Source organism: Chryseobacterium sp. SNU WT5, assembly GCF_007362475.1.
Taxonomy (GTDB): Bacteria; Bacteroidota; Bacteroidia; order Flavobacteriales; family Weeksellaceae; genus Kaistella.
The window spans coordinates 2,824,980-2,846,253 of the sequence record NZ_CP041687.1 but is presented as its reverse complement, the minus strand read 5'-3'; the positions used below and the strand labels follow the sequence as shown (position 1 = coordinate 2,846,253).

General features: G+C 34.3%; 20 protein-coding genes. 5 read left to right on the top strand and 15 right to left on the bottom strand.

Annotated elements, in window-relative coordinates; translation table 11 throughout:
* Positions 1-31: 31 nt before the first annotated feature.
* The 4 genes from FNJ88_RS13410 to recQ are packed head-to-tail and all read right to left on the bottom strand — an operon-like array spanning position 32 to position 4,072.
* On the bottom strand, positions 32-1,105 hold the full coding sequence (locus FNJ88_RS13410; RefSeq protein WP_143853736.1) for a glycosyltransferase: 1,074 nt from the start codon (positions 1,103-1,105) through the stop codon (positions 32-34).
* Between the two features lie 57 nt (positions 1,106-1,162).
* On the bottom strand, positions 1,163-1,486 hold the full coding sequence (locus FNJ88_RS13405) for a hypothetical protein (RefSeq protein WP_143853735.1): 324 nt from the start codon (positions 1,484-1,486) through the stop codon (positions 1,163-1,165).
* Positions 1,474-1,848 carry a hypothetical protein gene (locus FNJ88_RS13400; RefSeq protein ID WP_143853734.1) on the bottom strand — a complete coding sequence of 125 codons (375 nt, stop codon included), beginning with the start codon at positions 1,846-1,848 and terminating at the stop codon, positions 1,474-1,476. The genes FNJ88_RS13405 and FNJ88_RS13400 overlap by 13 nt, the downstream gene beginning before the upstream one ends.
* Before the next feature lie 22 nt (positions 1,849-1,870).
* Entirely contained in the window at positions 1,871-4,072 is a 2,202-nt protein-coding gene (gene recQ, locus FNJ88_RS13395) for a DNA helicase RecQ (protein WP_143853733.1), read from the bottom strand.
* A 276-nt stretch (positions 4,073-4,348) separates the two neighbouring features.
* Here recQ and FNJ88_RS13390 point away from each other — a divergent pair, with 276 nt between their 5' ends.
* The 4 genes from FNJ88_RS13390 (at position 4,349) to FNJ88_RS13375 (ending at position 8,473) form a co-directional block, all read left to right on the top strand.
* Positions 4,349-5,308 (top strand): SIS domain-containing protein, encoded by a 960-nt coding sequence (locus FNJ88_RS13390; RefSeq protein WP_143853732.1) that lies wholly within the window; start codon positions 4,349-4,351, stop codon positions 5,306-5,308.
* A 151-nt stretch (positions 5,309-5,459) separates the two neighbouring features.
* Positions 5,460-6,287 (top strand): twin-arginine translocase subunit TatC, encoded by an 828-nt coding sequence (tatC, locus tag FNJ88_RS13385; protein WP_143853731.1) that lies wholly within the window; start codon positions 5,460-5,462, stop codon positions 6,285-6,287.
* Positions 6,288-6,509: 222 nt separating this feature from the next.
* Complete coding sequence (locus FNJ88_RS13380; RefSeq protein WP_143853730.1) at positions 6,510-7,607, top strand: MBL fold metallo-hydrolase; 1,098 nt, start codon at positions 6,510-6,512, stop codon at positions 7,605-7,607.
* Positions 7,608-7,711: 104 nt separating this feature from the next.
* The gene (locus tag FNJ88_RS13375; RefSeq protein ID WP_143853729.1) at positions 7,712-8,473 is read left to right on the top strand and encodes a tryptophan-rich sensory protein; all 762 of its coding nucleotides are present in this window, start codon (positions 7,712-7,714) and stop codon (positions 8,471-8,473) included.
* Positions 8,474-8,522: 49 nt separating this feature from the next.
* Here FNJ88_RS13375 and FNJ88_RS13370 read toward each other — a convergent pair whose 3' ends face one another.
* From FNJ88_RS13370 to FNJ88_RS13360, 3 genes are all read right to left on the bottom strand, one after another.
* Positions 8,523-9,908, bottom strand: coding sequence for a glycosyltransferase (locus FNJ88_RS13370; RefSeq protein WP_143853728.1), 1,386 nt, complete (start codon positions 9,906-9,908; stop codon positions 8,523-8,525).
* A 125-nt stretch (positions 9,909-10,033) separates the two neighbouring features.
* Positions 10,034-10,684 carry a response regulator transcription factor gene (locus FNJ88_RS13365; protein ID WP_143853727.1) on the bottom strand — a complete coding sequence of 217 codons (651 nt, stop codon included), beginning with the start codon at positions 10,682-10,684 and terminating at the stop codon, positions 10,034-10,036.
* Positions 10,681-12,384, bottom strand: coding sequence for a sensor histidine kinase (locus FNJ88_RS13360; protein WP_143853726.1), 1,704 nt, complete (start codon positions 12,382-12,384; stop codon positions 10,681-10,683). The genes FNJ88_RS13365 and FNJ88_RS13360 overlap by 4 nt, the downstream gene beginning before the upstream one ends.
* A 544-nt stretch (positions 12,385-12,928) precedes the next feature.
* On the opposite strand from FNJ88_RS13360, the gene FNJ88_RS13355 reads away from it, so the two are divergent.
* On the top strand, positions 12,929-14,143 hold the full coding sequence (locus FNJ88_RS13355; RefSeq protein WP_143853725.1) for a 3-oxoadipyl-CoA thiolase: 1,215 nt from the start codon (positions 12,929-12,931) through the stop codon (positions 14,141-14,143).
* Between the two features lie 66 nt (positions 14,144-14,209).
* Here FNJ88_RS13355 and FNJ88_RS13350 read toward each other — a convergent pair whose 3' ends face one another.
* The 8 genes from FNJ88_RS13350 to FNJ88_RS13315 form a co-directional block, all read right to left on the bottom strand.
* Entirely contained in the window at positions 14,210-14,602 is a 393-nt protein-coding gene (locus FNJ88_RS13350) for a DUF1398 domain-containing protein (RefSeq protein WP_143853724.1), read from the bottom strand.
* 146 nt (positions 14,603-14,748) lie between these two features.
* On the bottom strand, positions 14,749-15,195 hold the full coding sequence (locus FNJ88_RS13345; RefSeq protein ID WP_143853723.1) for a VOC family protein: 447 nt from the start codon (positions 15,193-15,195) through the stop codon (positions 14,749-14,751).
* Positions 15,196-15,288: 93 nt separating this feature from the next.
* Positions 15,289-15,681 carry a hypothetical protein gene (locus FNJ88_RS13340; RefSeq protein WP_228414534.1) on the bottom strand — a complete coding sequence of 131 codons (393 nt, stop codon included), beginning with the start codon at positions 15,679-15,681 and terminating at the stop codon, positions 15,289-15,291.
* 32 nt (positions 15,682-15,713) lie between these two features.
* On the bottom strand, positions 15,714-16,169 hold the full coding sequence (locus FNJ88_RS13335; RefSeq protein ID WP_143853722.1) for a DinB family protein: 456 nt from the start codon (positions 16,167-16,169) through the stop codon (positions 15,714-15,716).
* Between the two features lie 51 nt (positions 16,170-16,220).
* Positions 16,221-16,781 carry a Crp/Fnr family transcriptional regulator gene (locus FNJ88_RS13330; protein WP_143853721.1) on the bottom strand — a complete coding sequence of 187 codons (561 nt, stop codon included), beginning with the start codon at positions 16,779-16,781 and terminating at the stop codon, positions 16,221-16,223.
* A 531-nt stretch (positions 16,782-17,312) separates the two neighbouring features.
* Positions 17,313-18,533 carry an ABC transporter permease gene (locus FNJ88_RS13325; RefSeq protein WP_143853720.1) on the bottom strand — a complete coding sequence of 407 codons (1,221 nt, stop codon included), beginning with the start codon at positions 18,531-18,533 and terminating at the stop codon, positions 17,313-17,315.
* Positions 18,534-18,552: 19 nt separating this feature from the next.
* Positions 18,553-19,512: an HlyD family secretion protein gene (locus FNJ88_RS13320; protein ID WP_143853719.1), complete on the bottom strand. Its 960-nt coding sequence runs from the start codon at positions 19,510-19,512 to the stop codon at positions 18,553-18,555.
* A gap of 32 nt (positions 19,513-19,544) precedes the next feature.
* Positions 19,545-20,948: a TolC family protein gene (locus FNJ88_RS13315; protein ID WP_143853718.1), complete on the bottom strand. Its 1,404-nt coding sequence runs from the start codon at positions 20,946-20,948 to the stop codon at positions 19,545-19,547.
* Between the last annotated feature and the right edge of the window lie 326 nt (positions 20,949-21,274).

The window sequence follows — 21,274 nt, the reverse complement described above, 5'->3', positions numbered from 1 at the left end:
ACAAAAAAGAAAAACAAAGCTATGATTAAAATCATAAGCTTAAGAAAATATCTTCATATTGTTTTAAAATAAAGTTTTTAGAAAACCGAGAAGAAATGGAATTTTTGATAGCGACTTTATCATGAGATTTATTAACCACAGAAATTATTTTATCAGCAAATTCCTGATGATTTTCAATTTTAGAAATCTCACCATTAATTTTGGGCTGAATAATTTCCGTAATTCCACCTGCACAATTATTGGCTAAAGAATAAGTTCCGCAAGCTCCAGCTTCTAACAAAACGTTCGGAAAACCTTCGTATCGGGAAGAGAGAATAAATAGATCGGCAAACTTTAAAAACTGATACGGATTTTTTTGCTGTCCGTGAAAGTTGACATTTTCCAAACCCAAATCATTTTTCATTTGATGAAGCAATTCTTTGTCCCGTCCATCTCCTAAAATGTGAAGCTGAATTTTTTCATTCTTTAAATGGCTAAAAACTTTCAGTAAATTATCAAAACCTTTTCTGGAAGATAGATTTCCGATCGCAACAACATTTTTAAAATCATTTTTAAACGATTCCGGCTTTTCTGAAATTGTGAGTTTCTCATTAATAAATTCAAAATCGACCGGATTATTGATCTTGATCAATTTCTCTTTTTTAATTTTAAAATTCTCAATCAGATCGTTTTGCATGTCATCGCTCTGACAAATGATCTTGTTATAATTATTATAGAAATTATAGAAAAATTTAATTTCTTTTCTGGTAACATGTTGAGAAACAACATTGGTTTCTCTTGCTATGAATTTTGTTTTGGGAAAAAATTTAATAAATAAAGCAAGATATGCGTTGATTTCACCGAAACCACTGAAAACAATAGCGGGTTTTCTTTTCCGAATCTCGTTTAAAATCGGTTTTAAAGAATGACGAATTCTTGGTGTTTTAATATCAATGATCTCAACATCTTTTTTTAGAAACTCCAGATAACCGCCTTCTTTTCTTAAGAGGAGAATTTTGGGTTCAAACTTTTCGCGTGGCAAATGATTCGCAATCGTGGTGACAATTCTTTCGGCACCGCCGGTTTCTAAATCAGGAAGAATAAATAGGATGGAGATTTTCTGCATGCTTTGTATTTCAGAACCTTGTCAAAGTTCTAAATCTTGACACGGTTAAATGCGAATTTACAACAATTCCGGAAAGTCTTGTGAATGGTTATTTAGAATATGGTTGACGATAAATTGATTACCTTTTTGATCGAAGAAAATGTACCAAGTGGTACTTTTGTTTGCGGTATATTTTAAATATTTCTTACCATGTTTCTGAAATTTTACCGGAGAATTTTTCGAAATTGGAAAATTGATACTATTTTCTATGAATTCATAAATTTTATCTGCATAATGATCGCAGTCGATTTTAAATCCAAAATAATTTTCTTCAAATAAAATCTGAATTAACTCTTCAATAGACTCGTGAAATTCATCCGAAAAAATAATTATTTCTTCCAAGGTAAACTTTCTATAAAAGAATGTGTTCTTTTTCGAGATTCTTCTGAACTGATTCCCTTTGAAAACCTTTCATCAAAGTCATCTTTCAAAACATATTCAGATTGGATATCAGAAACTACTGAAGAAGGATCTTCCGACGATATAGATTCAATATGAGCTGCAATATTTTCCATTAGTTCATCGGGCGTCATGCCTGCCGCAAACTGTTGATCAAAATCATCTTCCACCACTTTGTCAGCATTGATCTCCGAAATTAAAGTTGAGACCCCTTCATTATTTTTTAAATCAAGGAACTTCTGCAGGATCTCTAAATCATAAGTACTTTCGATCCATTCGATCAAATCATTTTTTATTTCTATCATTGAATTTTCCACGACTTACTATTTAATTTGCAACATCAGAAATAAATTTAATCCGCAACATTCTCACTTCTTCATCGCTTAAATCATCGCCAAATTCAGCCAAAAGAATTTTCATACTGTCACTTTCGCTTTCTCCCATAAAAGTCATAAAATCCTCAACAATATCTTCATCGAAATTCTCATCAATATAGTAGTTAATATTGATTTTTGTTCCTTGATAAACAATACGTTCCATCTCTTTCAAAAGATCACCCATGGACAGATTCTTCGCTCTTGCGATATCTTCCAGATCAATTTTTTTATCAGTACTCTGAATGATGAAAACTTTGTGACTTGATTTATTGGCGACAGTTTTCATCACCATATCCTGCGTTCGCTCTATATTATTTTCTTCGACGTACTTCTTAATAAAATCAGCAAAGTCTTTTCCATATTTTTTTGCTTTACCATCTCCTACTCCATAAATGTTACCGATTTCCTCTACGGTCACCGGATATTGAACCGTCATATCTTCCAGACTCGGATCCATGAAAATAGTATACGGTGGTTTTTCATGTTTTTTGGCGATCTTTTTACGCAGATCTTTTAACTGAGCAAACAGGACTTGATCCAAACCTTCGCCTGTTTGCGTCTGTACTTTATCGGAATCTGCTTTGGTTTGCTCTAAATTATATTCGCGGTCTTCCGCAATGAAGAACTGACTTTTCTTTTCAATTATTGCTTTATTTCCTTTTTCGGTTAATTTTAAAACGCCGTAGGTTTCAATATCTTTTTGAAGATAATTTTGAACGGTCGCTTGTCGAATAACAGATTTCCAAAAATTTTCCGGTTGCGCTTTTCCAATACCGAAATGTTCTGTCGCGTCAAGTTTATAAGACTTTGTAACTGGATTCTCTTTTCCGACGATAACGGAAATCAAATCTTTGGTTTTGAATTTCTCTTCTAAATCTCTCACCAATTTTAACAAAATAGCCAATTCTTTTGAGGCATCTTTCAGCACCGGAGGGTTTGTTGAGTTATCGCACATCATCGCACCTTGACCTTTTACTGGATCAAATTGCTCCCCAAAATAATACAAAATATATTGTCTTCTACTCATGGAAGTTTCAGCATAACCGACCACTTCATTGAGAAGTTGTAAACCAATCTCCCTTTCGGAAACAGGCTTTTGAGCTAAGAATTTCTCTAATTTTTCAATATCTTTTGGGTCATAGAATGCAAGGCAATAGCCCTCGCCCCCATCTCGACCAGCTCGACCAGTTTCCTGGTAATAACTTTCTAGTGATTTTGGAATATCATAGTGGATCACAAACCGGACATCGGGCTTATCGATTCCCATCCCAAAAGCAATGGTAGCAACAATTACATCTGCATCTTCCATCAAGAATTTATCCTGATTCATCACTCTCGTTTTCTGATCCAAACCTGCGTGATAAGGCAACGCGTTAATTCCGTTCACCTGAAGAACCTGCGCAAACTCTTCTACTTTTCTTCGACTTAAACAATAAACGATGCCTGATTTACCTTTTCGGGCATTAATAAACTTAACAATCTCACGGTCAATATTAACTTTCGGCCGTACTTCATAAAACAAATTAGGACGGTTAAAACTTTCCTTGAATACAACCGCATTACTCATCCCAAGCGTTTTCTGGATATCATCCTGTACTTTGGGGGTAGCTGTTGCTGTTAACGCAATCATGGGAACATCTGCAATTTTATCAATAATCGTTTTAAGATTTCTATATTCCGGACGGAAATCATGTCCCCACTCGGAGATACAGTGTGCTTCATCAATTGCAACAAAGGAAATCTCTACTCCTTTCAAAAACTCCAGATATTCTTCTTTTATTAAAGATTCCGGTGCAACGTACAATAATTTAGTAACTCCTGATTTAATATCATCAAAGACCTGTTTAGTCTGCGTTTTATTGAGCGAAGAATTCAGAACGTGTGCAATCCCTTCCACAGAAGAAAGCCCATTTATTGCGTCGACCTGATTCTTCATCAGCGCAATTAAGGGAGAAACTACGATTGCAGTTCCAGTCGATATTAAGGCAGGAAGTTGATAGCAAAGCGATTTCCCACCACCAGTGGGCATAAGCACAAAAACGTCATTGCCTTGAAAAAGAGTTTTTATGATCTCCTCCTGATGACCTTTAAATTTTGAAAAACCGAAATATTTCTTAAGCTCTTTAGATAAATCGGTGGGCATGGTATTCATTTTATCGCGTAATTTTAATGAAGCAGTAGCTGATGATCAGTTTATACTGCCGAAAATTCAGATTATCACATTCGATCTAAATTTGTTTGCTAAATTTGCATATTACTCAAAGTTAAAAAATTAAAATTAGATTTAAAATGATCCAAGTTTAATTTATAGGTTTCGGATAGGTGAAAACGATGTTAAGAATAGCATTATGTAATCCGAAATTGAAACATGCATTGGTAAAAATAACCTTTTAAAGTAACATCAGCTTCAAATTTAGAGAAAAATATAATGAACAAAACGCAAATTCTACAAATTGCTAAAAATGCGCTATCAATCGAAATTGACGAACTGGAAAAACTACGATCTCGTTTAGATTCAGATTTCCTGAAAGCTTTGGAACTGATTAATTCTGCAAAAGGTAAATTAATCATTGTTGGGATTGGAAAATCTGCGCATGTTGGAAATAAGATGGTCGCAACCCTTAATTCTACCGGAACTCCTGCTCAGTTTCTTCACGCTTCGGAAGCAATTCACGGAGATTTGGGAGTCATTCAAAAAACAGATATCGTTCTTTGTATCTCAAATTCCGGAAACTCACCCGAAATCGTTGCCCTTCTACCTTATTTAAAGGAATATTCTTCTTCACTTATTGCCATGACGGGAAATTCAAAAAGTAAACTTGCGGAATTTTCAGATGTAGTACTTAGTACTTTTGTAGAAAAGGAAGCCTGTCCGATCAAATTGGCTCCCACAAGTTCAACAACAGTACAAATGGCTTTAGGAGACGCTTTGGCAGTATGCTTAATGGAACTCAATGGATTTAAGGAAACCGATTTTGCAAAATTTCATCCCGGCGGAAGTTTAGGTAAAAATCTCACAGCAAAAGTAGAACAGTTCTTATCTGCTCAAAAACCACAAGTGTCAGAAAATGCTAGTTTGCGTGATATTATTATTTCTGTAAGCAGTTCAAAACATGGGATTACGGTAGTGACCGATCAAGATAAGATTACCGGAGTAATTACAGACGGTGATTTGCGTAGGATGTTAATGAGTGAGCAAGATCTATCTAAGTTTACGGCGAAAGATATTATGAGTAAAAATCCCAAGAGTGTTGACAAAAATTCACTGGCAAAGGAAGCAATGCAGCTCTTAAAAGCCAGGAATATTGGCCAATTAATTGTGACAGAAAATGGTCAGTATTTTGGTATTATCGACATTCACCGTTTACTTGATGAAGGAATTAATTAACAAATGATTGTTTGTGGTATTTAATATACAGTCTTATATTTTTAAATAGCAAATTTAGAACGAATTACACCATTTTTCACGGATAATTATTTAATTTCGCCTTGGAAAAATCTGGTACATTAAAATAACAATTTTATAAAATTAAAATTTCGTGAGCGAAGGTAAAGAAATGTCTTTTTGGGGACACATCGGTGAATTAAGGGCACACATGGTTCGCTCATTGATCGCAATTGTCATATGTGCAATTATAGTTGGGTTTAATGTAAATTGGATCATGGATCATATTTTCTTCGGCCCAACCCGAAATGATTTTTATACTTTTAGGGTAGTCAACCATTTTTCACGGGAACTGTTAGGACACGACAGTATTACCCTTCCTGGTCATTTTGCGGTTCAGCAGAAAAAGCTTTTTGAGCAGTTTAATGTGATGATGGCGGTTTCGATCTTCGGTGGTATTGTAGCAGCATTTCCTTATTTAGTATGGGAATTATGGCGATTCATTTCTCCCGCTTTACATCCCAAAGAGCGTAAGAACTCTGTTTTTCTCATTAATTTCGTTTGGATATTATTTGCAATCGGAATAATGTGCGGTTACTTTCTGATTCTGCCTTTTGCGATTAATTTCGGTTTACTTTTCAAAGTCTCTGACTCGATTACTCAACTTTTTGACTTGAGTGATTACACCACCTTATTTATGCAGATCGTTTTGGGAATGGGGCTCGTGTTCTTATTTCCTATCGTCGTGTATTTTACAACATCAATTGGAATCTTAACTCCTGCATTCATGCGTAAATATCGCCGTCATGCGATTGTTCTGATAATGGTTGTTGCTGCAATTATAACTCCTGCAGACGTTTTAAGTATGATGATGGCTGCTATTCCTCTTCTTCTTTTGTATGAATTTAGCATCATGATGAGCGCGTATACTTACAAAAAAGTTGAAAAAAGAAAATTGGAAGAAGAGAAGTCTAGACTCTAGAAGAATATGATTTATTCATTAAAACACGCTTTCGAGCGTGTTTTATATTTTTACGGCTACTTTTTTACAAACTAAATTCATAGTTTAAGTCTGTATTAAAACCAACTAACTTCACTACTTAAAACTATGGAAATTCTTTGATAGAAACAGGAACATGATAAATAATTACTTTAATTTTACGTCTACTTTTTTTCGATTTTTATGACCTTAAAAACTCCTTCCATGATTTTTGTTTTAGTTCTCATATTATTAATTATAGCAGCAACATTCTTATTCTTGCAACATCCAACATTTGGAAAAGCTCCGTCCGGAAAACGTTTGGAACGGATTTTAAAATCACCGCATTATAAGAAAGATAAATTTGATAATATTAATTTCACACCGCCAATTGCAGAAGAAACATCAATGCCCAAAGTATTATTCCATTTTCTTTTTACTAAAAATAAAAATTTAATACCAAAGCAGAAATTCAATTTTACCAAGACAGATTTATTGAATTTAGATCCAAGTGAAAATATTTATGTTTGGATGGGACATTCCTCCTATTTTCTTCAGATTGATGGTGAAAAAATTCTTGTAGATCCCGTTTTCAGTGGAAATGCTTCACCTGTAACTTTCACCACGAAAGCTTTTAAAGGATCAGATTTATATACTACAGAAGACATTCCTGAGCTGGATTATCTAATCATCACTCACGATCATTGGGATCATCTGGATTATGAAACGGTAAAAAAACTCAATCCAAAAGTAAAGCAAGTTATTACTGGTTTAGGAACTGGCGAACATTTAGAATATTGGAACTACGATCCCGCAAAAATCATTGAATTGGATTGGGGCGAAAATTTTGATTTAGGAAACGGTTTCAAAGTTTATGCGGAAACAGCGCGACATTTTTCCGGACGGGGTCTTAAAAGAGATCAGGCAATTTGGGCGAGTTTTGTTTTTGAAACTCCACAAAGAAAAATTTATATTGGTGGCGATTCTGGATTTGATGATCATTTTGAAAAGATCGGAAATCAATATGGCGGTTTCGATTTAGCAATATTAGAAAACGGTCAATACAATAAAGATTGGCGCTACATTCACATGCTGCCAGACGAATTTTTAGTAGCCGCTAAAAACTTAAAAGCTAAAAGAATAATTCCTGTTCACAATTCAAAATTTGCTCTCGCATTACATCATTGGAAAGAACCTTTAGAAATGATTTCAGCGTTTAATGAAAAAGAAAACCTGCGAATGATCACTCCGAAAATTGGCGAAAAAGTAAATTGGGAGGATGACGAAAAGGTTTATGAAAAATGGTGGGAAAATCGTCAGTAGTTAAAGTTGATTCTTTAATTAAAACATAAAAACAAATTACATTTGAAATTTCTTAATTTAGTCTCCTATTTACTACGTGAATCTTATTATAAAACTTTTACAATATGAAAAAAATATTACAAATTGCTAACGGCTTCTTTTTGATATTCACGATCATCTTTAATTATTTAAGCAATACCGGAATTTTTAATGGGAAGACGATTGCAAACGTTTCCAATCAATATCACAATTTATTTACGCCGGCAGGATATGCCTTTTCCATTTGGGGGTTTATCTATTTACTTTTAATTGGGTTCGTTTTTTATACGGGCAGAAGTTTATTCAACTCTTCGAAAAATCAGGCAGACCCATTTGTAGAAAAAATCGGCTGGTGGTTTGTGATTTCATGTATCGCAAATTGCGCCTGGATTTTGACGTGGCTTTATGGTTACACCGGAATATCAGTTATTGTTTTGTCAGTCTCCCTTATTTCTCTTCTAATTATTTTGACGGAAGCTCTAAAATATAATTCAAGTCCAGCACAAAAATGGTTTATTAATTTCCCTTTTCAAATTTATGCTGGTTGGGTAAGTGTTGCGTTAATCGCAGCTGTAGCAGCTTGGTTAACAAAAATTGAATGGAGCAGATTTGGACTTTCAGAAGTAATCTGGACTATCATTCTAATTATCATCGCTTCCATTATTCACCTTTTTATGACTTGGAAAAAGAACGCTCCTATTTTCGCTTTCGTTGCAGTTTGGGCTTTAGTTGCTATTGCAATGGCGAATAAAGAAGTAAGTCACGAGATTTATTTAGCAGCTTTGGTTGCGGCGGGAATTCTCTTTATTACTAGCTGTCTTAAAATATTCAAAAAAAGCTCCCTTTAATAATGTTATATTAAAAGGAGCTCTTTATTTCTTATCTCTAAATTGAAAATTATCTTGTCAACCAACCTCCATTTTTAACGGTAGCAATTGAAAAGGGAAAAATCCAAAAAAGTCCAAATAAGTAAAATACACTGTAAGGATAGGCCCAAAGCGCATCTACAAAATTATATTTTCTACTGAAAAATAACATCTGAATACTGGCAAAAATAAAAGTCGCCGTCAATGCTGAACTTAGATATAAAAGTGGATGGGTCATTAAAAAGTAGAACATCAGTATCATCAAAGGGAACGCGGCGATCAAATTTACCCATTGATTAATAAAAATAAACCTTGCACCAGTCTTGTTCTTCTTTCTGAAATCACTGAAAACAAAACGGTTCATCATTAAGGTTTCCCGCACATTACTTCTTCCCCATCTTGTAAACATTTTGTGTAATGTCTTAAATGACGTTGGCGTATTTGTTAAAACATTCGCATTTCTTTGAAATTGAACATCATAACCTTGTTTCAAAATTAAATTAGTCATCGCACGATCTTCCCCTATCGTCGCAGCACGACCTAAAAACTTCTGATCAATCCAATCTTTCAAGCTGTGTAAAACTGCTTCTCTGCGGTAAGCAGATAAAGCGCCTGGCGTACATAATACAAATCCTAAAGAACTTTGGGCAGCACGCATAAATTCAAAACTAAATACAAAACTCACGTTGAGCATTCTTGGAATCATGCCTTGATTTTTGTTTAAAACCTTCACGTTTCCTGCTACTGCACCACAGTTTTTATTTACCGCAAAAGGGCTAATTAAATTTGTGATCGTATTTTTTTCTACTACAGAATCGCTATCTATTGAGATGAAAACGTCACCCGTTCCTGTGGTAAATCCGATGTGTAAAGCATGTCTTTTTCCCTTATTTACAGGTTGTTTATAAACAGTTATCGTATTTTCTAAATCTGCATTTGCTTTATTAATCCAATACCAAGTATCATCTTTACTACCATCGTCTACTGCAATAACTTCCATTTTATGCATCGGGAAATCACTGGCAGCAATACTTAAGAGTGTTTCATAAACCAGTTTTCCTTCATTGTACGCAGGTACAATTATAGTACAGCTTGGAAGCTCTTCATCAGTTACGGACGGTATCGCTTTATATTTGAAAAATAAATAGGCAATGTAAAGTAGAAACGAAATCTGAAATACTAAGATCGTCAACAAAGAGAAAATTAAAATACGTCCCGAAAGGGTTTGCATTCTTACGAAATGAAGTTCTTCAAAATAAGGATGAAAATTGTTGACGGCATAAATAGCAGTAAACATGAGTATTTGTACTAAAATTAAAACACCAAATTCTTTTTTGGTCAATGCTTTAATTTTTGAGAGGGCGCGTTCTATTTTGACACCTAAAGATTCTTTTTTATGTACACGAGTTTTATTCATTTTCCTAAACTTTATAGTTGTTGTTAAAGTCAAATACAAAGTAAAGGGAAAGGAATTTTTTTATAGGAAAATAGGAGTCGATGTTTGTCGATGGTCGTGTAGATATTTATCTACGGAACAAAGATTTAGATATCATGATGGATTCTAATTAAGTCTATTAACTCAACTAATGTGGTTATTTTCAGTTTATCAAAAATTCTTTTTTTAAACGTGCTGATCGTATTTTGACGAAGCGCTAAACTATTTGCAATTTCCAGATTACCGTAACCTTTGGCGTACATCATAGCAATTTCTAATTCTCTTTCTGTCAGTTGATTCAAAGGATTTAAGAGTGCAATATGCTCATCGGAGAATTGCAGCATTTTTTGGGTAAAAGGCGGCAAATATGTTCCATTTTCAATTATTTCGCGTATTGCATTTTGGATCTCAGCTTCTTCGCTCATCTTACTCAGAAAGCCATCAGCACCTTCTTTAATAAACTTTAAAGAATAGTTTTCTTCCTCGAAACTGGTGAAAATTAAAATTTTGATCTCAGGTTGCAACCGCTTAATTTCCGCCACAATAGAAAGAGAATTACCATCGGGAAACTGCGCATCTAAAAAAGCGAACTCTACAGGATTAGATTTTATTTGATCAAGAATCTGTTCCAAACTGGCTGCATGAATGATTTCCGCATCTGCCACGATATCTTCGATAACAAAATGAATACCTTGTCGCACGATATGGTGATCATCTCCTAGTAAAATTTTTATTGGTTTATTTTCGGATTTGTTCATTTTACGATATTCAGATTAATGGCGAAAGATACAGTTGTTCCTTTTCCCAACGTGCTTTCTGCAGAAATATTTCCCTGGAAAAGATCGATGATTTCTTTGCATAAATTTAAACCTAAACCTGCTCCCAGATTATCAATTTCATCAGAAATCACACCTTGAAAATAAGGTTCAAATATTTTTTTAATATCCGATTTTGAAATACCTGCTCCAGTATCGGAAACCTTGACATTGAGTCTCAGTCGTTTTTCATCAATAGAGGAAGTTTCAATATTTACTTTAATTTCACCATTTTCTGTAAACTTATTGGCGTTACCTAAAATATTGATGAAAACCTGATGAATTTTAATATTATCAGCGAGAACAGTTGTTTCAGGATTAATGCCATTTTTCGCTTTAAAAATATTATTTTTCGATTCTATATAAGGTTGAAATGCATGAAGTATGGCTTCTATTTCATTTCGAAGGTTAAATTCGATAGGTTTTAATTCAACTTGTTTTTCCTGATTTTTGGTGTATTCCAGAATTTGGTTGGCCTGAATTAATAATGAATTATTCGTAAATTTTATCGATTTCAAATAATCTGCAATCGTATCATCATTTGTTTTTTTGCTAATTCTATCGATGAAAATATTGATAATTTTTAAAGGAGAACGTATTTCATGACTTAACATTCCCAAAATTTTATTCTTAAAATTAAGGTTTTTATTAATTTCTTCGTAGGCAATTTTGAGTTCTTTCTCATATCGCTGTGATTGTCTGTTGTAGTAAACGATCAGTATCAAAATTAAGAACATCAATAACATCAAGCCTAAGACCGCATATTTTCGTATTTTATTGTTGACAGAATTTTGTTCATAGAATTGTTTTTCTAGATCATTGCTGAAATCACTTATGGCAATATTGTAAATTCCCATCCAATTATTACTGTAAACAATAAGCTCATCATAAATACGATACAAATTGTTATTCTTGGTCTGTGACTGATCAAGACCAGATTCGTATTTCTTTATTTCATTTGCATAATGATTATTTACACCTGTGATGATACTGTCGATATCTTTGTTGATTTTCTTGGTATTGACGGAATCACCAGATTTAGTCGAAATCACCAGTACCTCACGCTGAACTTTTACATCATTATTAACAGCATCTTTCAATCTGGAAACCAGACTCTTTTTTTCAACACTGTCTAAACTATATTCAATTTTGGTATCTTGTTTTTTAGAAATACTTTTGACTTTGAAATCTTTTATTTTAAAAGGAACTTTCTTTGTTACTGGTTTTTTAAATTCCTTATAAACAGAACCGATCGTTTTTTCGAGATCGGGAAGTTTTGACAATTCATCCTTTCTTGAGTCGATGAAATTTTTTAGGGAAGGATTTATATTTTTGTAAGCACTGATACTATCTAAATTTTTATTCAAATTCCTTAAAGACTCGAAGTAAGCCTCCAAATGTTGCTTCTTATTATCAAAAACATATTTTTGCAGATTATTTTGCGCACTCAAAAGATCTTGCCGCGAATCCTCCATTAAGCTTTTCAGAACCCGCGTTTCCTGAAGTTTATGCTCAATTACATCTAACTTTTTCCCATTAAAATATTCATTATACATAAATATTGCAATGATTAATTGAATACATAAAGCGCATGCAATTAGCGAGTAATGAATAAGTTGTCTGTATTTTATTTTATAAAACATTCAATTATTTACCAAGAAGAATTTATTGAAACTTTTGCTATTTAAACCTGTGCAAAAAAGGAGCATCACAGCAAAGAATCGGCCGAACCGGTAAAAATTACTCTTAAAATTAAATTTCAATCAAAGAAAGTCAATTTTTTGAAAGGAAATGAGTTTAAAATAATTTCGCATCCAGAAAACATATTCTCGAATTTTAAGAGAAAATTAAATGGTATATTCTCAAATCATCATTACTGTATTTTCTCTGCGAACTTTGCTTAATGAAATGCCTTTGCAAAACTCAAAAAAGCCTGTAAAACAGCATTTTTGTAATTAAATCTTTGCGTGCCGGTGGCTATCGGGATTGCGTTTAAAATTTGCAACATGATTGAAAACGGTATACATTAAAAATTAAATTCCAATAGGATATTCAATACATAATCAAGTTTTATTTCTGCTTATCAACTAACGATTTGATTATTTTGTGAGAAACAAACAAGTAAAAACTTACTATTATAAGAGTCTTTTTTATTTTCTTAAATTTACGCTCATTAAAATCTTAAAAATGAACAACGCATATATTATCGACGGAACCCGTTCCGCAATCGGAAATTTTAAAGGAAGTTTGGCTGCAGTGAGAACGGATGATTTAATGGCTTCTGTCCTTAAAAGCTTAATTGAAAAAAATCCAGATTTACCTTTAGATAAAATTGATGATGTGATCATTGGTTGCGCAAACCAAGCGGGTGAAGACAATCGTAATATTGCGAGAATGGCTTTGCTTCTTGCCGGAATTCCTATTAATGTTCCCGGTGAAACAGTGAATAGACTGTGTGCATCTGGAATGAGTTCCATTGTACAGGCAATGCGAGCTATTCGTTCAGGTGAAGGAGATTTATTTATTTCCGGCGGAGTTGAAGGAATGTCACGTGGACCTTACGTAATCTCGAAATCGGAAAGCGGATTTGCAACCGATCAAAAAATGTATGATTCAAGTTTTGGGTGGCGATTTATCAATCCTCAAATGGAAAAAACCTACGGAATCGATGCCATGGGAAAAACCGCTGAAAATCTTGCTGAACTGTATAAAATCTCTCGGGAAGAACAAGATGAGTTTGCTTTACATTCTCAAATGAAAGCCACGAAAGCCCAGGAATCAGGGAGATTGGCAGAAGAAATATCTGACATCAAAATCCCACAAAGAAAAGGTGAAGCGGTAGTAATCAATAAAGATGAGTTCATCAAACCTACTTCCACTTTAGAAATTTTAGGAAAATTAAGAGCCGCTTTCATTAAAGAAAACGGAACCGTAACTGCCGGAAATGCTTCTGGATTAAATGACGGTGCAGCTGCTGTAATCGTTGCTTCTGATGATGCGGTGAAAAATTACAATTTAAAGCCAATGGCTAAAATATTGAGTTCTGCGGTAGTTGGAGTTGAGCCTAGAATTATGGGAATCGGTCCGGTTGAAGCTACTAAATTAGCTTTGAAAAGAGCAAACTTAACCTTGGATCAAATCGACATTATCGAACTGAATGAAGCTTTTGCTTCTCAAAGTATTGCGTGTTTAAAAGAACTCGGACTCGCAAATAATGATGCGAGAGTCAACGTAAATGGTGGCGCAATTGCGCTCGGTCATCCACTTGGAATGAGTGGAACCAGAATCACTTACTCTGCTGCTTTAGAACTTCAAAAGACTGGAAAGAAATATGCCTTGGCTACGATGTGTATTGGGGTCGGACAAGGTTATGCAATTATTCTGGAGAATGTAAATATCTAAATTTATCCAATTTATTTAAAAAACCCTTTCAATCTTTAAAAGACTGAAAGGGTTTTTCATTTTGTATTAAAGAGAAATATTAGGTACTTTTTCCACTAGTGTTTCGTTTCCGCTTTTGTCATAATACGTGCAAGTCATTTTTTGCAAATCTACAATCCAATTGTCAATCCCATTTTCTGCGCAGTCATTACAAAAACTTGCATAATCAGTTTCACCATTTTGATGTAATTTTAATCGCTCGATGAATTTTCCTGCATTGGTATTATCAGAAATTACAAGATCTTGTGAACCTTCTGAAGTAATTTTTTCTTTTTCATCATCAAAATAATCGGTATGTCCATCGGAAACAAAAGTGATAAATTGATCAACTCCCAATATTTTAAATTGCTGAATTAATACCGGAAATATATTTCTACTTTTTGTTTGAGTTTCGGTGATTTGTTCTAAAGTAAATTTCATTGCGATCATTTTTAAAAAGAAAAACTAAATTTTATTCTAAATATTAATTTCAGATAATCTAAAGAATTAAGCAAACAAAGTGCGCCTCGTATCTAAAACGAGACGACTGGTTTTTACACAAACCGAAATTATTGTTGCTCCTAAAATTAATCTGCCTGAACTTTCGCTGGATCGTCATAATTCACCATCCAATCGATACCGAATTTATCTTTCCACATCCCAAAATAAGCGCCCCAAAAGGTATCAACTAAAGGCATTGTTACCGTTCCACCCTCGGATAATTTGGTAAATAAATTAGTAGCTTCTTCGCGAGAATCTGCATTGAGCGAAACTGCATAATTATCGCCATGTTTAAAGCCAGGTGTTCCAGGGAAAATATCACTTCCAAACAATATGGTTTCTGCCGAGATTTCTAATCTTACATGCATGACCATTCCTTTTTGCGCTTCCGATAAAGGCGGCATGTCTTCCTGTGGCGGCATATCACCAAAAAAATTAATATCTGCAAAGTCTTTTCCGAAAGCATCTTTATAAAAATCAAATGCTTCTTTGCATTTTCCATCAAACATTAGATAAGGATTTACTGTTGCCATTATTTTATATTTAAATTATTAATTTCTCCAGTTGGTTTGGTAGGTCATAGCTCCATCATAACTATTCCAGTTTCCAAAAAATTGAATGAACTGCTATTCAATTTTCTCTGTTTTCTTATTCCAAATAAAAGTATAGACAAATTTCCCTTTCAATATCCCAGAATGTTTTCCTTTATTTTCTTCGACGAGTTCATATTCGCCGAAAACGGTATTTCTTTTCTTTCCGGCTTTGTATTTGGTAATTTTCAACTTTCCTTCGAATTTGGTATTGGTGTTTCCTACCAAAGTAAAACCGGAAAGAAAATATTCCTGATCATTTTTTTTATCTTGTTCAGAGATATTAATTTTCACCTTCATCGGTATTTTCTCAGAACTAATGCTTCCCAAATAAGGTTGAGAATTGTTCATCCAAACACTGGAAATATTGGGCATCTGCGAGAAAGCAAAACTGCTTATGAGCAAAAAGATAAAGGTAAGTTTTTTCATAAATCTTGTTTTGTGTTTTCCTATTTTATTCTTTAAACGCCGAATTGTTCCAGGTGGTGATTCAAGTGTTTTGCAAACATATTATTCCATTCTTGGGCTTTCAGTTTCCCAAAAGAGAAGGATTCTTTTCCGTCAAATGCTTCTCGACCTAACTGTTGCGTTTTTTGAATAAAACCAATAAGCCGTTTTTTTTCCAAGATATAATCCTGTCTTTCCTTTATTAAAAACTGAGGTGCGGTCGGAGAATTTTTAGAATAACCTTTTTCACCAACAACCTTCGGCTTTACAAATTTTTTCAAAATAAATTTTGCAATTCCACCTGGCGCTTTATGCTTTTGCGGTTCATATACCATTTCGTAGGTCACATTGCAATGTGCCAGCATCTGGTCTACAGTCATTTTCCCCCAAGCCGGTATTGCGAATGGGGTAAGCTTATTTATACGGTCAATAAAGTGCTGCGCTTCCTGAGCATTAAATACGTCTTGCATAATTTAGTATTAAATAACAAAAATAGAATTATTTACGCAGATATTAACATTTTAAATTTCGCTTCGAATTCTGCTGAGCGTTTCCTGAGAAATACCCAAAAAAGTGGCAATCATTCCCAACGGAGCACGCAGAATGATGTTTGGATTTTCTTCCAAAAGCTGAGCGTATTTCTCCTTCGCCGTCATGTGTTGTAGAGAACTTATCCGTTTGGTCATCTGTGTCATTAAGTTCCCCAAAATAAACCGACTGAAATTCGCAGAAGTTAAAGATACGGAACACAATTCTTCTAACTTTTTGTAATCACAAAAAGTTATGGTACTTTCCTCCAAAGTTTCGATATTATAAATGGAAGGAACACTGGCGAAAATCGTGTCGATGCTGCCGAATGATTTTCCTTCTGAATAAAAATTGGTGGTAATATCCTTTCCTTTTTCAAAATAATACGTTCTCGCTAAACCTTCTTCCATGTAATAGACATTTCGGTTGTAGGTATTTTGATGGCTTAATAATTCACCTTTTGCAAAAGTTTTGGTTTGCGTTTCGTTCCTAAGAAAATCTTCGGTAACATCGTCTGGCTTTATATATTTTGAAATTTGGTCAAGGAGTTTCACGTGGTGTAGTTTTCACAAAAATAAAGAAAAGATTATAAAATCGTTTATATTTTGAATTCAGCGTCAATTCTGAATTTATTTAAACGCAAGGATCGCAAAGTACTTCTTTCTATCAGTAAAAAAATTAAGGTCGCGAACCGCCAGGTTCGCCGGATTCCTCAAACAATAAATAGATCGAGACAAAGGCGTTTCACTTAGCAAATAATGAAAATTTTTTCGGTAACTTTAAAACGCAATTTTGAGTTAATTTCAATATTTGTAATTAAAAAATAGCTTTTTTTAGAAGGGAGGTTTGCAGCCCGACTTGACTCTCCGTTTAGCTTTGCTATTTGATTCGTCGAAACACTGGGCGGTTTGAATGGAGCTCATTTTTATTGTTATCGGAGCGGAGCCGAATACAACAATAAAAAGAGCGGGAACAGAAGGCGGAAATCTCTGCCAAAAAAAAGAGCGTCCGAACCGAAGTTCAGACGCTCTCAACAAACAAACAGTATGAAAACTGTTATTCTTTAATTCTGAAAATTGATGTTCCTAAATGATTAAATTAGGATTATCATCTTCAGAAATTTCTTCTTGATAATCTTCAGAGATATTGTACTTTTTAAATAGAAAATGGATTTTAATTTTCAAGGCAATCCAACCCATAATGAAATAAACCCATCCTAAAATAAACAAATGAATCAAGTGTTTTTTAGTCAGATAATCAGCTCCATTTTGTACAACCATAATCTTCAACGCTTCTAAATACGGTGTCAATGGAATTATTGCTGTAAAGTTTTTTATAAATTCTGGCATCGCAGAGGTTGGCCAAGTAAATCCACTGATGATGAACGCCGGAGACGCAATAACCATTAAAATCTGCGTAGCTTTCAAAGCATCGGGAACCAGAATGCTCACCAATACTCCAAGATTTGCTGCTGCAACGACAAAAACGGCAGTCAATAAAAAGAAATTCCATAAGTTTTCCGGCACTGGAATCTTGAAATACAAACTGCACAGATAGAAAAATAAGATATTGAAATTCGCAAAAAGCCAAATTGGGAGACATTTAATGGTCATCACGAAAATGGCGTATTTTTCTTTTCCGGCGAAATCTTTGATGAAAGATTCTCTTTTAAACTCTTCGGAAAAAGTAACTGCCATTGCGAGTAAAATGACCTGTTGTAAAATCACCGCCATCATCGCAGGCCACATAAAAACAAGGTAATTACTGGTCGTATTAAACAGCGTAATATAATTGGCTTTGAAAGGTTCAAACTGGGTTTTTGCCAATTCAAAATTCATCCCCCGTTTTTGTAAAGCTTTGATTTCAGCCCCCGCAGAAAATGTTCCTAAAGTTTGCTGAATGGCTTTGGTGGCAAAGTTGGCTGTTAACACATTAGACGTGTTCACATACACATTCAATTCCGGATATTTTTTCTGAAGCATCATCGCCTCAAAACGTTCTGGAATAATGATGACTGCAGCCGCTTCTGTTTTAATCGTTTCATCTTTAAGATCGGCTGGTTCGTGAATATAACTCAGAATTTTCAAAGTTTTACTGTCCTGCAACATTTCCACCACTTGATTGGATAACGGTGTATTATCGTGGTTCACAACAATGACTGGAATATCTTCTACCTTTCCGGACTTATACGTAAAACCGATAAGCAAAGCGTAAAAAACCGGTGCTAAAAAGAAAACCGAAAGCATCGTTCTATTGGTGAAAAACAGCCGGAATTCCCTTTTCAATAAATATTTGATCTGTTTCATTATTTTGGGTTTGAGGCGACTATTTTAAAGTCACGTTTGAATTCACCAAAATATCTATGGTCGCGTCCTTATTTTCAGGAACAACTTTAATTTCATAAATCGCTTCTTCAGGTTCGTAATCTGGGAAAGCGGTGGTGATATCAGCATATTTTGCCAATTGTTTGATAGCTATAATTTTACCTGAGAATTCTTTGTTGCTATAATTCACCAACATTTTTACCGACATTCCTTTTTGGTATTTTGCAATTTTACTTTCAGGAATCGTAAAACGGAAATAAGAAGTTTCGGGAATATAACCTGTAAACAACGGATAACCGGCCGTTGCTAATTCTCCTTTGTTTAAAGCGATCGTTTCAATCTCCATGTCATTTGTCGCAATAATATATTTTTCTGCATTGGCCACATTGGCTTCCTGCAAAGCACCCATCGCTTGATTTGCCTGACCTTGTGCCATGTCAATTTTTTCGAAGCGTGTTCCTAACTGAACATCATGAAGTTCTGCATTCACCGCATCCAACTGCGCTTTTGCACCTTGGTATTTTGCAAAATATTCATCATAATTTTGAGGCGAAAGTAAACTATCTCGATACATATTTTTTGCACGGTTAAATGATTTCTGCGCATAGTTGAACTGCTGTTGTAAACCGTTTTGTTTTGCTTTCAATTGTCTAAGCTGATCAGGACTCGCCCCATTTTTAGCCATTTGAACCTGTGCTCTGGCAGCAGAAGTCGCCCCTTTTGCCTGTGCGATTTTTGCCGAAATTTCTGGCACATCTAAAAGAGCAAGTGTATCTCCCACTTTTACGGTTTGTCCTTCTTCTACGTAAATTTTCAGAACTCTCCCGGTCAATTTTGGTGAAAAGGAAACCACCTCTTTCTTGGTTTTTCCGACGATCGCTCTTTCCGGTTTTGCTTCTTTACAGCCAGAAAGTGTAATGACACTTACTAAAGCCAAAGATTTTAATACAGTATTTTTCATTTTGTTTGTTTGTTGTTGGTTGTTCGTTTTAATTAAAGTTTTTGAATCTGCAAATTCTGAGTCGACTTCATCAATTCTATTGCACTTCTTCTTTGATTAAAGATGGCGTTCTGCAATTCCAGTTCTGCATTTTCGAGATCATTTTCTGCATCGATTAAAGCAGACGAAGTTTTGGTTCCGTAACGGAATTCTTTCTCCACTTGTTCTAAGCCTTCCTTAGCTATTTCACGGGATTTTTCTTTCAACTTAATTTGAGCCTGAGCAACCGTATAATTGGTTTGATTGTTGGCTAAATTTAAATTGAGTTTTTTGGAAGCATCACGTTTTTTGTTCTCTAAAATTTCTTTTTCAATTTTTGCTTTTTCAACCAAATGCTTTCCTTCATTTCCATCAAAAATATCCCATTTAAATCCAACTCCGGCTTGAACCAAAGGCAACACATTAATATTGGCAGGATTCAAATCTAATTTCTTTCCTGTATTGGGTAATAATTCTTTTGAAGTTGAGATATTATTATTAAACAACCCAAAATAACTCACTGAAGTTTGCGCTTGAACTTTTGGAACCCACCATCTTTCTTCAGCTTTTATTTTATAATCGGTTGCTTTGATACCATGCTCCAAAGCTTGAATCTCTACTCTATTTTCAATATTCTGATCTAAAACTTCGTAAGAAATTGTTTGAAGTTGCGGTTCGATCTGAGCAATTCTTTCCCGCTCAATTCCAGTTAATATTTGAATTTGAGTAATCAACAGTTCTTTTTTTCCTTCATACTCTACTAATTTAGAATCCAAAGTTGCCTGTGCTAATTCGATTTTTTTGCGATCGTACGGAGTAATTAATCCGTAACCTAAAGCTTTGTCAGCGGTTTTACGATTAATGTCTAAACGTTTTTTTGCCTCATCTAAAACTTTCTTAGATTCCTGAATCAAAGCCATTTGATCATAAGCTTTAGAAATTTCGGTAATTATTTCATCACGGCTTTTCTGCATCAGCAAATTTTCAGAAATATTTTTCTCACGATTGGCTTCTTTAAGATATTTTACTTTTCCGCCTGAATATAAGAGGACACTTGCTTCTGCTTTTGCCATCGTAGAAAAGCCTGAAATATTGAGATTATTGGTGATTTGTCCTTCTGGAATTGTAGCGCCTGGAAAAATTGGCGGAACTGCGGGAAGATTAATTTCGGGTGATTTTAGATGTGCTGAAGTATATAAATAACCAGCTTTCCCTGAAACTTCAACTTTCGGAAGAAAAACATCTTTCAGTTTTTGATCGTCGAGTTTGGTGTATTTATTTTCAAGCGTTTGTTGGGTTAATGTTCCGTCGTTGATTAAAGCACTATCAATCAATTCCTGTAAGGTAGGCGCTGATTGCGCAAATGCGAACGCAGGAAAAAAGAGTAATAGTTTGCTTAAATTATTTAAGGTTTTCATTTCTAAGTTTGTTTGTTGATGCAAAGTTGCGGAAAATAAGAATTCATTCCTTTGACATTTATCAAAAAATGAATTTAAGCACCATGACCGCAAAGATTTTTTTTTAAAGATGTTTACCACATAAACTATGAGAATAAAGAAATATTAAACCATAAAGAAACAAAGATTACTTTGATAATAGAGTTTAAAATCAAATCGCTTAAGATCACAAAAGCTTTGAAAATCTATAGATTTTCACTTTTGTGTTCTTCTGTCTATCATTATGGTAATCAACTTTTGTGACTTTGTGGTTGAAAAAATTTTTATATCCTAATTTGTGGCAGTCG